The organism is Streptomyces flavidovirens DSM 40150 (assembly GCF_000429085.1).
GTDB classification, from domain to species: Bacteria; Actinomycetota; Actinomycetes; order Streptomycetales; family Streptomycetaceae; genus Streptomyces; species Streptomyces flavidovirens.
In genome coordinates, this window is sequence record NZ_AUBE01000014.1 from 196,686 (window position 1) to 206,994 (window position 10,309).

A 10,309-nucleotide genomic window follows, 5' to 3' on the forward strand; every position below is an offset into this window, starting at 1 on the left:
TCGGGCCCGGACCCGGGCCTGTGTCGACCGCTTCGCCCGTGCGGGAAGGGGAGTGCGGGAGCGTCATACCGGCCTCCAAGGGGGGAGTTGACTGAGCAGACATTAGCACGACCGTACGTTCATGTTTCTGTTCGCAAGTCGCGACCGCCGAAATATGAGCGAACGATCGTGCTAACATCTCGCCATTCTGATCGATCTGGAGGGCGTGGAATGGATCCCGCTACGGCAGCCGTCGGTACGGCCCTGAGCGACAAGGGCGAGGAGGTGTTCGACCTCTTCCGGCGGCCGCAGGGCCGCAGCAGGGTCAGGCCCGACGAGCGGGCAGTCGTCGAAAGTGCGCAGACGAGCGAGCTGACCGTCAACGGCAAGGTGGCGGTCGCCTATCGCTGGGGCAGCGGTGAGCGTCCGGTGCTCCTCGTCCATGGCTGGGAGTCACGCGCATCGCGCTACGCGAAGGCCATCGCCCGACTGCTCCAGCTGGGGTGCAGCCCAGTGGCCTTCGACGCGCCAGGCCACGGCGAGGCCACCGGCGACTCCACCACCCTGCTGGAGTTCTGCCACATCATCACCGAACTCCACCGTACGTACGGGAAGTTCGAGGCCGTCGTGGCGCACTCGTTCGGTGTCACCGCGACCTTTTTCTCCCTGCGGCAGGGGGTGCGCGCCGGTCGGATCGTGGCGATCAGCTCGGTCCCCGACTTCGCGTATCTGGTCGACTCGTTCAGTGCCGGGATGGGCCTCGAGCCGCACCTCAAGGAGGAGCTTCGCCGACGTATCGAACAAGATGTGTACGGGGGAGAGGCGGACATGTGGACCCGTTTCTCGGTCTTCCATGAGTCCGCGAGCGTGCAGATTCCGCTTCTTGTCATCCATGACGAGGACGACGGCATGGTCGACGCCGGTCAGGGCAAGCGCATCGCCGAGGCCTTCGGTGACCGTGCCCGGCTGGTCACCACCCGCAGATTTGGGCACCGGCGCATCCTCGGTGCCCCCCAAGTTGTCGCGGAAATAGGGGAGTTCATTACATCCGGTGCGGTGGAGTCCGAGCGGAAGGCCGAGGTGGCAGCGGGATGAGCGGAATACTCGCGGGCAAGCGCGTCCTGGTGACCGGGGTCCTGATGGAGTCCTCGATCGCCTTCCATGCCGCCCGGCTCGCACAGGAGCAGGGCGCCGAGGTGGTACTCACCGGGTACGGCCGGCTCAGCCTGGTTGAACGAATCGCCAAGCGGCTGCCCCGGCCGGCGCCGCTGATCGAACTCGATGTCCAGGACAAGGGGCACCTGGAGAGTCTCGCGGAACGGATCAGGGCGAGCATCGGCCCGGACGCCCGCCTCGACGGCGTAGTGCACTCCATTGCCTTCGCGCCGCAGGACGCACTCGGGGGCAACTTTCTCAACACCGGCTGGGATTCGGTCGCGACCGCCGTCGAGGTGTCCGCGTACTCGCTGAAATCCCTGGCCGTGGCCTGTCTGCCCCTCATGGAGGAGCGGGGCGGGGCGATTGTGGGCCTGGACTTCGACGCACAGACGGCCTGGCCCGCGTACGACTGGATGGGAGTGGCCAAGGCGGCACTCGAATCCACCTCGCGCTATGTGGCGCGGGATCTCGGGCCGCGCGGTATCCGCTGCAACCTGGTCGCGGCCGGACCGATCAAGACGATGGCGGCCAAGTCCATACCGGGGTTCGAGACATTCCGGGAAGTGTGGAGCACGCGCGCCCCCATCGGCTGGGATCTGTCCGACCCGGAGCCGGCGGCCCGTGCGGTCGTCGCACTGCTCTCGGACTGGTTCCCCCGGACGACGGGTGAGATCGTGCACGTCGACGGAGGAGTGCACGCCATCGGGGCATGAGACTGCCGCGGTCGCGGCGGGCGAGGGCCTCTCCGTGGGCCCTCGCCCCCGCTCAACTGCCGCTGTGTCAGAGAGAGTCGGGGAGCAGCGACGTGTCGGTGGCCACGCCGCGCAGGCGATTCAGGATGGCCTTGGCCGCCTTGTCGTAGCAGGTGAACTCGTTGTGCAGGACGGATTCGGCGTTGGCCATCTCCATGAGCGCGGCGAGCTCGAACACGAGCTGGGGCACGTCGGTGCCCTCCTCGGCCTCGCCCGCCTGCTGCGCTTCGCGCACGGTCTGTTCGAGGAAGGTGAACCAGTTGGTGCGGGCCGCGGCGAGCGTGTCGTGGACCTTGCCCTCGCGGGCGTCGTACTCGGCCGAGGCCGAGTAGAAGAAGCAGCCGCCCGGGAAGACCCGCTGCCGGGAGTAGTCGAGCCAGCCGGTGCACACCCGCCACAGACGGTCGAGCCCCGGCGGCAGGTCGCGGGCCGGCTGGACGACGTGCTCCAGGTAGACCTTGATGGCCGCCCGGACCGCAGCGAGCTGCAGGTCCTCCTTGGAGCCGAACAGGGCGAATACGCCGCTCTTGCTGAGCTTCAGCTCGGTCGCGAGCCGTCCCAGCGAGAGGCCCTCCAGGCCCTCGACGGAGGCGATCTCCACGGCGCGCTTGAGGACCAGCTGACGCGTCTGGTTCCCCCGCGCGATCCGCCCGTCGATGTGTGTCGCTGCCATGCCCTGCCTATCTCCTGGGCCAGACCCTCATGGTGCCGCTGAATGTCCAGTGTACTGAGTAAGTAGACGACCGTGCGGTCAGTGTATGAGAGGCGGGCCGGGTACCGCACGTCCCAGGACCTCGGCGGCCGTGGGGCCTCACTGGGCCACGACCGACTCGGTGCCCGCCTCACCGGGCCGGCGGCCCGGCCCGTGCTCAATGAAGTCCAGGACGGCACGTACGACTTCGGGATCACCCAGGATCCGGCGGTGTCCAAGGTCGCTTGTGGTGATCAGGCGTGCCTGACCGCCGAACGCACCGGCGAGCCTGCGCCCCTGCTCCACGCCGATTCTGGTGTCGCCCTCGTCGTGGACGACCAGGAGCGGAGACTCTATGTCCGTAACCGTGTTCACCACGGAGAAGGGCGTCCGGTCGGCCGGCATGCCGGGGAAGAGGTTCTTGCTGATGCGGTCGTGCAGCTGGGCCTTCAGCCGGTGGCGCAGTTTGAGGGCGGAGCAGAACTCCTCGACCAGATAGTCGAAGTCGCAGACTCCGCTGATGGTGGTGATCCTCTTCGCCTTCACTCCGTGCTGCAGTGCGAAGAACGAACCGAGGGCGCCGAGCGAGTGCGCAACCACGGCCTCGAACTCGCCGTACTGATCGTGGAGTTCGGTGAGGATGTCGCGGTAGTCGAGAATCGTCGTGCTGCGGCCGGTGGAGTCGCCGTGGCCGGGCGCGTCGAAGGTGATGACGCTGTAGTCCCGGTCGAGGAGTCCCGGAATGAAGTGGGCGAAACGCGAGCCGCGCGACTGCCAGCCGTGCACCAGGAGTACGGGCCTTTCGCCGTTGCCCCATCGGTAGGTCACCGCGGACTTGCCGTTGACCTCCAGCCGCTTGATGTCCGCCCTGTCGAACAGCTCCCGTTCCGTGCCCCGCATCCTGCTCCGGGCGAGCGGCATGTGGAACAGGGTGTAGGCGCCCGCGCCCGCGAGCCCTCCCGAGACTCGGGAGGCGAGGTTGAGCGCGGTGCTGGCAAGTGCCTCGGTGGGGACCATGCCCAGTACTCCTCGGTCGGCATCAGAGGCGTGATAAGTTAGCACGAACGACCGTGCTTTTACGCTTCTTGCCGTCCCCGCTCTCAAGAGGAGAACGCCATGTCGGCCACCATCTGGTTCACGCCATGGAAGCCGGGACCGGCAGGGGACTTCGCGCCCGGCGGCTGTGCGGACGGCGCAGCCGTCGTCAGCGTCACCGAATTCACCCCGCACCGGCCGTGGACCGCCGCCGGCGTCACCGTCGCCGGGGTTGCCCTGAGGCGGGTCTGGCAGGACGTCGAAGGCGCGGTCGGCCTCTGGCTGTGGATGGATCCTGATCTGCTCCGTCCGCGCTCGGGTTCGATATCCGTATGGCGTGCGGAACGGGATCTGCAGGGCTTCGTGGCGCGCCACGACCATGTGCGGATCGTGCGCTCCTATCGGAACCGGGGCAGCCTGCGCTCGGCCACCTGGCGCACCGAGCGCTTCGACATGGGCGCCACCCGGGAAGCCGCCCGCTCCCTGCTCTCGGGCCGGTCGGCGTGGTCGGCCTGAAACCTGGCTCGCATCCTAGAGGCTCTAGGTATAAGCTAGGGGTCCTAGGAACGAGGAGGGTGCATGGCGCGGGCTGGGCTGACAGTGGAGCGGGTGACGATCGCGGGCGCCGCGTTGGCGGACGAGGTCGGGCTCGACCGGGTGACCATGTCGCAGGTGGCGCGCAGGCTTGGCGTGAAGGACGCGAGCCTGTACACGCACGTCCGCAGCCTGGAGGACCTGCGCGGGCGGATCGCGCTTCTCGCGGCGGACGAGAAGACCATCCGTATCGCGGAGGCCACCGCCGGACGGTCGGGCAAGGACGCGCTGGTGGCGTTTGCGAACGCCTGGCGGGAGTACGCCCACCAGCATCCGGGCCGGTACATGGCGACGCAGACTCCCCTCCAGATCGACCCTGAACTGGCAGCACAAGCGCCCGGACCACGGCGTGCGGTCGAGCTGACCTACGGCATGTTGCGCGGCTACGGACTGGCCGAGCCCGATCTGACCGACGCGGTCCGGTTGCTGCGCAGCACGTTCCACGGGTTCGTCGCCTTGGAGGCCGCGGGCGGGTTCGCGCACGAGCGTTCGCCGCAGCACTCCTGGGTCCGTGCCCTCGACGCTCTCCACGCCCTCCTGGAGAACTGGCCCCCGTTGCAAGAGGGAGACTCCTGATGACTGACCCGACCATCGGCAGCCTGCGCGTGCCCGGCGCGACCCTGCACTACGAAGTACGCGGCCAGGGCCCGCTCCTGCTGCTGATCCCCGGAGGGGCGGGCGACGCGGCCTCTTTCGACGGCATCGCCGACGACCTGGCCGCTGAACACACCGTCGCGACCTACGACCCGCGCGGCATGTCCCGTAGCCCGCTGGACGATCCCGAAGCCGAGCAGTGCGTGGCCGAACACGCCGATGACGCGTTCCGGATGCTGGAAGTGCTGTCGCCCGGCGAGCCCGCCCGGGTGTTCGGCGCCAGCTCGGGCGCGATCGCCGCCGTACACCTGCTCACCGCCCATCCTGAACGCGTAGAGCGCGTCGTGGCGCACGAGCCGCCGATAGTTGAGGTCTTGCCGGACGCCTCCGAACATCGCGCGCTCATCGCGCGCGTGCAGGAGACGTTCCACGCCCGCGGGCTCATGCCGGCGATGTCCGTGTTCGCTGCCGGTCTGAAGAAGGACGGCGACACCACCGAACCGAAGGCCGAGCTCAAGCTTCCGCCGCAAGCAGCGGCGCGAGCCGGGCGGACGATGGCCAACCTGCCGTACTTCGTCGGGCGCATCGTGCCCCGCTTCATGTCCTACACCCCGGACATCCACCGGCTGGAGGCGCTGTCGGACCGGCTCGTGCTCGCCTGCGGCCACGACTCACGCGGCGAGTTGCCCTACCGTCCGGCCGCGCTCCTGGCCGAACGTCTCGGCACGGAACTCGTGCACTTCCCCGGCGGACACACCGGCCTGACCACACACCCCGCCGAGTTCGGCGAACTCCTGCGAAAGGTACTGCGCACCTGTACTCGAATCCCCCTCGACCTAATCAGCCCCAAGCACGCAGGCGAGGTGATCGGGAAGTAGGCGTCGTCCTCGACACGGTGCTGCCCGGCCCTGTGAAGACGGGGCTTCAGTGGCCGCTGGCACGTGGTGGGCGCAGCACAGACCTGACACGGTCAATCCCTTCGGCTACAACAGTTGCTCCGGGGGCGATCTCCGTGAACCCCGCGTCGTGCACTGTCGGCAGCCCGCTCGCGGTGAGCTCCCGCCACCGCCCGGCCTCCGCCGTGCGTACCGCAAGCGGGAAGCCGGCGGTCTGCCAGGCCTTCCGTTCCACCTCCGACAGCTCCCACCAGGCCAGTTGGGCGCCGTGACCGGCCTGCGCCATCGCCTTGCCCGCCGACATGGCGAGGTCCGGGTTCATCCACAGCACCGGGTCCTCGGCGGCGGCCGGGCCCGGCGGCCGCGGATCGTCCAGCTCCGTGCCCGAGACCTGGAGCTTCGCCAGCTCCTTGGGCCAGCCGTCCAGCGGTACGGGCGGGAAGACCCGCACCTCCGCCGCCTGTCCCGTGACGGTGATGCCGGGGAGCGCCGAGGCCTTCCGCCACTCGCCGCCGCGTGCCCGCCGCACCACCTTGCGGATCCGGGCGTCCTGCCAGAGCCGCATCGCCCCGGCCCACTCGCCCTCGCCCAGCGACCGCTCGTCGGACAGCATCACCAGGACCGCGCGGGCCGCCGTCTCCAGGGCGTCCGTACGGGCCGGCGGAGCGTCCTTCTCGATGTGCACGACCAGCGGCAGCACGAACTGCGGGGCCTCGTCGCGCGCCGTCTGCTCGTGCCGGAAGGGACTGTCGGGGGTCTCGGGGATGCCGTTGTCGCTCACCCGGCCAAGTCTGCCAGCCGGGTCCGGGGCATCTCCTCCTCAGGTAGCTTGGCGGAACGGATGGCTCCGGGCCAGGATGATCCGCATGAAGAGCGATCTTTTTGCCTCAGAGAACATGGCGCAGCAGGCCCCTGTTCCCGGAATGACCCTCCAGAACGCCAAGTCGGTGAAGTACGCCGTCAATGGCGAGATGCACGCGCGGCAGGGCTCGATGATCGCCTTCCGCGGCAACCTGCAGTTCGAGCGCAAGGGCCAGGGCATCGGCGGCATGCTCAAGCGCGCCGTCACCGGCGAGGGCCTGGCACTGATGGCTGTGCGCGGCCAGGGCGAGGCGTGGTTCGCGCACGAGGCGCAGAACTGCTTCATCGTCGACCTCGAGCAGGGCGACGCGCTCACCGTCAACGGCCGTAACGTGCTGTGCTTCGACGCGACCCTCTCGTACGAGATCAAGACGGTGAAGGGCGCCGGCATGACCGGCGGCGGCCTCTTCAACAGCCTCTTCACCGGATACGGCAAGCTCGCCGTCATCTGTGAGGGCAGCCCGATCGTGATCCCCGTGACCCAGCAGCAGCCGGTGTACGTCGACACCGACGCGGTGGTGGGGTGGAGCGCCCAGCTCAACACCTCGCTGCACCGCTCGCAGTCGGTCGGCTCCATGATCCGCGGCGGCTCGGGCGAGGCGGTCCAGCTCATGCTCCAGGGCGACGGCTTCGTCATCGTCCGGCCGAGCGAGCTCAAGCCCGAGAAGGCGGCGAGCAGCTGACCTTGCCCGAAGCGGCGCCTGCTCGGGCCCCGGTGGGCCTGAGTAGGCTCGTACGCATGGACGAGAAGAGCCCGCCGTACGCCGAGTGCGTGCTGTGCCGGAAGCCGACCGAGTACCCGGAGTCGGTCAGGGGTGTCGTGTACTGCCCCGTCTGCGAGTGGCAGGAGGCGCAGCGCATGGCCTGCTCGGGGTGAAATCCGGTGGACGGGCGGCCGGGCGGCCGGGATCATCCGCACGGTGACAGATCGAGACGAGCAGCAGCGACAGATCAGTTTCGTGGAGCTGGACGGGGCGGTCATGACCGCCCTGCTCGACGGTGACCTGGCCGCGGCCGGCGCCGAGGCCGGGGTCGCCCTGACCGAGTTCTTCCTGACCGACAGTGCGCTGTGGCTGTGGCGCTACCGCCTCGGGCAGATGGCCGACGACCCCGCGCGGGCGCACTGGTGTGGCCGGCTCGCGGTGTGCGGGCCGGGCGGCGAGGTCGTCGGGCACGGCGGATTCCACGGTCCGCCCGACGACCGGGGCATGGTCGAGGTCGGTTACGCCGTCGACCCCGCCTTTCGCCGCCGGGGATACGCCAGGGCCACCCTCGCCGAGCTGCTGCGCCGGGCCGCCGCCGAGCCGGGTGTGACCACGGTGCGGGCGTCGATCCGCCCCGACAACGTGGCGTCCCTGGCCACCATCGCCGGCTTCGGCTTCACGGAGACCGGCGAACTGTGGGACGAGGAGGACGGGATGGAGACGCTGTACGAGGCTCACGTGGGCTCATGACGACTTCATGAGATCCGAGACCTTCACGAAGCGGTAGCCGCGCTCGCGCAGCTCCGGCACGATCCGCAGGATCGCCTGCTCGGTCACCGGCGCCGCGCTGCGCGTGCAGTGCATGACCACCAGCGAGCCCGGCCGCACCCCGGCCAGGACCTGCTCGGCCACCGCGTCCCCGTCGCGCGCGAAGGCGTCGCCGCTCACCACGTCCCACTGGACCGCCGTCACCTTCGCCGGGGCCAGTGCGCGCAGGGCCTCGTCGTCGTAACAGCCGCCGGGGAAACGGAAGTACGGGACGATGTTCCGCGCGCCGGCCTTGCGGAACGCGGCGAAGGCGCGCTCCACGTCGGTGCGCATCTGCTGCCCCTCGACCGTCGGCAGGCCGTAGCAGGGGGACTTGAAGGCGTGGTGGCTGTACGAGTGGTTGGCGATCTCGAAGAGCGGGTCCCGCCCGATGGACCTGGCCTGGTCCGGGTACTCCTCGGCCCAGCGGCCCGTCATGAAGACCGTCGCCGGGACCTTCAGCCTGCGCAGGGACGCGATCAGGGCGGGGTTGTCGAAGTGTTCGCCGCGCGCGGCCCGTGGGCCCTGGTCCGCGGTCATGTCGGCGTCGAAGGTCAGCGCGACGGTTTTGGTACGGGTGTCGCGGGCGCGTTCGAAGACGGGGGTGAGACCGCCGGGGCCCGCCGCGAGGGTCGGTGGCGCGGCCCGCTCCGGTGACGGGGCGGGTGCGGGGCGGCCGGAGGCAGAGGCGGCCGGGGTCGCCGCGGCCGGGAAGGAGGCGGACCCGTTGGGTCCGCCTGCGCACCCCGTGAGGGCGGCGCACAGCACCGCTGCCGTCACCAGTCTTCGTCGTCGTACGGGAATGATCACACACGGAAACTATCCGATTATCGGGACAATAGCCGTTCGCGGCACTCCGCCACGTCGAAGTCCGCCCTCGGGTACCGCGGATCCAGCGCTTCCAGGTGTTCGAGCAGCAGTTTGCTGACGGCCCAGTCGCGGTACCACTTCCGGTCGGCCGGGACAACGAACCACGGGGCGGCCTTGGTCGAGCAGCGCTCCAGCGCCAGCTCGTACGCCTCCTGGTAGGCGGGCCACAGCGCGCGCTCGTCGATGTCGACCGGGCTGAACTTCCAGTGCTTGTCGGGGTTGTCGAGGCGTTTGAGCAGACGGCGGCGCTGCTCCTCGTAGCTGATGTGCAGGAAGACCTTGACGACCGTGACGCCGTCATCGGCGAGAGACTTCTCGAAGCGGTTGATCTGGCCGTAGCGGCGGCCGATCTCCTCGCGCGGCACCAGCTCGCGCACCCGGGCGATCAGCACGTCCTCGTACTGCGAACGGTCGAAGATGCCGATCTCGCCCGGATGCGGCAGCGCCTTCATGATCCGCCACAGGAAGGGGTGGTTCCGTTCCTCGGCCGTCGGCGCCTTGAAGGCCTTGATCCGGCAGCCGGACGGATTGAAGATGCCGATGACGTGCTTGACGGTGCCGCCCTTGCCGCTGGTGTCCATGCCCTGGAGTACGAGCAGCAGGCGTCGCCGGTCGCCCGCGGTGCTCGCCGCGTACAGGCGCTCCTGGAGACCGGCGAGACGTTCCCCCATCAGGGCGGTCGCCGCCAGGCCGGCCACCTTCAGCGGCGGCCGGCCGGCGGGGAACCCCGGAGTGCCACCGGCGTCGTACGAGGACAGGCTGACCCGTTCGCCCTCGGGGACGCGCAGCAGCTCACTCAGCGGGCCCGCGTGCCGCCCCCGCACCTTCGCGGGCTTCTTCGCGGGCTCCTGCCCCGGCTTCTTCCTGGCCACTGACACCCCTTGCCGGTCCCGTCGGTTCCCTCGATCCTGCGACGGCCCGGCGGAAATCGCGACCGGTACGGGGACCGGGCGTCTTCTCCGCCCATGTCACTGAGCCGGGGAAGCGGAAAAGGGGGCGGGAGCCGGTGCGGACGCTGTTGGTTAATTCAGCCCTCGCTGTGACGTGACGTCGGCCTTCGAGACCTGGTTGTGGTCTTGAAGGCCGACGTTGTCGTATGGGGTGGGTGTCGTTGTCTATGCAGCCGAAGGGACCGGGAGAGGTTCCGCGGGAGACGGTGCGGGTGGCGCGGGCGGCGTTCCCGAAGGGGAGCCTAGCGATCCGGATCCGGGACGAGTTGGGTCCGCTGTTCATCGACGGACAGTTCGCGGACCTGTTCCCGGCACGAGGGAAGCCTGCCTGGTCTCCGGGTCGTCTGGTGATGGTGCTGGTGCTGCAGTTCGTGGAGGGCCTCACTGACCGGCAGGCCGCGGAGGCGGTGCGGGCGAG

At 69.4% G+C, this 10,309-nt stretch carries 14 protein-coding genes; 9 read left to right on the forward strand and 5 right to left on the reverse strand.

All coding sequences use genetic code 11. The annotated features are described in order from the left end of the window. The first annotated feature begins 210 nt into the window (after positions 1-210). Positions 211-1,074, forward strand: a complete 864-nt coding sequence (locus G412_RS35365; protein WP_051338503.1) for an alpha/beta hydrolase — start codon at positions 211-213, stop codon at positions 1,072-1,074. Continuing rightward, positions 1,071-1,850, forward strand: a complete 780-nt coding sequence (gene fabI, locus G412_RS0120580; protein ID WP_028813725.1) for an enoyl-ACP reductase FabI — start codon at positions 1,071-1,073, stop codon at positions 1,848-1,850. Before G412_RS35365 ends, fabI begins: the two co-directional genes overlap by 4 nt. Before the next feature lie 67 nt (positions 1,851-1,917). Here the strand turns inward: fabI and G412_RS0120585 are convergent, their stop codons facing one another. After that, the gene (locus G412_RS0120585) at positions 1,918-2,562 is read right to left on the reverse strand and encodes a TetR/AcrR family transcriptional regulator (RefSeq protein ID WP_028813726.1); all 645 of its coding nucleotides are present in this window, start codon (positions 2,560-2,562) and stop codon (positions 1,918-1,920) included. 138 nt (positions 2,563-2,700) lie between these two features. Further along, complete coding sequence (locus tag G412_RS35370; protein WP_051338504.1) at positions 2,701-3,597, reverse strand: alpha/beta fold hydrolase; 897 nt, start codon at positions 3,595-3,597, stop codon at positions 2,701-2,703. A 99-nt stretch (positions 3,598-3,696) separates the two neighbouring features. On the opposite strand from G412_RS35370, the gene G412_RS40250 reads away from it, so the two are divergent. The 3 genes from G412_RS40250 to G412_RS35380 all read left to right on the forward strand — a co-directional run bounded on the left by G412_RS40250 (position 3,697) and on the right by G412_RS35380 (position 5,681). Continuing rightward, entirely contained in the window at positions 3,697-4,131 is a 435-nt protein-coding gene (locus G412_RS40250) for a hypothetical protein (RefSeq protein WP_051338505.1), read from the forward strand. A gap of 63 nt (positions 4,132-4,194) precedes the next feature. Further along, positions 4,195-4,785 carry a TetR/AcrR family transcriptional regulator gene (locus G412_RS0120600; RefSeq protein ID WP_028813727.1) on the forward strand — a complete coding sequence of 197 codons (591 nt, stop codon included), beginning with the start codon at positions 4,195-4,197 and terminating at the stop codon, positions 4,783-4,785. Continuing rightward, a complete protein-coding gene (locus G412_RS35380; RefSeq protein ID WP_078607208.1) occupies positions 4,785-5,681 on the forward strand; it encodes an alpha/beta fold hydrolase in 897 nt (298 codons plus the stop codon). Before G412_RS0120600 ends, G412_RS35380 begins: the two co-directional genes overlap by 1 nt. A gap of 46 nt (positions 5,682-5,727) precedes the next feature. Here G412_RS35380 and G412_RS0120610 read toward each other — a convergent pair whose 3' ends face one another. Next, on the reverse strand, positions 5,728-6,480 hold the full coding sequence (locus G412_RS0120610) for a peptidyl-tRNA hydrolase (protein ID WP_028813728.1): 753 nt from the start codon (positions 6,478-6,480) through the stop codon (positions 5,728-5,730). Positions 6,481-6,565: 85 nt separating this feature from the next. On the opposite strand from G412_RS0120610, the gene G412_RS0120615 reads away from it, so the two are divergent. The 3 genes from G412_RS0120615 to G412_RS0120625 are packed head-to-tail and all read left to right on the forward strand — an operon-like array spanning position 6,566 to position 8,014. Next, positions 6,566-7,243, forward strand: coding sequence for an AIM24 family protein (locus tag G412_RS0120615; protein ID WP_028813729.1), 678 nt, complete (start codon positions 6,566-6,568; stop codon positions 7,241-7,243). A 56-nt stretch (positions 7,244-7,299) separates the two neighbouring features. Continuing rightward, positions 7,300-7,437, forward strand: coding sequence for a hypothetical protein (locus tag G412_RS40255; protein WP_167546479.1), 138 nt, complete (start codon positions 7,300-7,302; stop codon positions 7,435-7,437). A 43-nt stretch (positions 7,438-7,480) separates the two neighbouring features. Then, positions 7,481-8,014: a GNAT family N-acetyltransferase gene (locus tag G412_RS0120625; protein WP_028813730.1), complete on the forward strand. Its 534-nt coding sequence runs from the start codon at positions 7,481-7,483 to the stop codon at positions 8,012-8,014. Here G412_RS0120625 and G412_RS0120630 read toward each other — a convergent pair. Together G412_RS0120630 and G412_RS0120635 are read right to left on the reverse strand one after the other, a co-directional pair. Continuing rightward, positions 8,009-8,878 carry a polysaccharide deacetylase family protein gene (locus G412_RS0120630; protein WP_425274496.1) on the reverse strand — a complete coding sequence of 290 codons (870 nt, stop codon included), beginning with the start codon at positions 8,876-8,878 and terminating at the stop codon, positions 8,009-8,011. The genes G412_RS0120625 and G412_RS0120630 overlap by 6 nt on opposite strands. Positions 8,879-8,898: 20 nt before the next feature. Beyond that, a complete protein-coding gene (locus G412_RS0120635; RefSeq protein ID WP_028813732.1) occupies positions 8,899-9,765 on the reverse strand; it encodes a polyphosphate kinase 2 family protein in 867 nt (288 codons plus the stop codon). 287 nt (positions 9,766-10,052) lie between these two features. Between G412_RS0120635 and G412_RS35385 the strand changes: the two genes are divergently transcribed. Then, on the forward strand, positions 10,053-10,309 hold a 257-nt coding region (locus G412_RS35385), incomplete at its 3' end, for a transposase (RefSeq protein ID WP_167546480.1).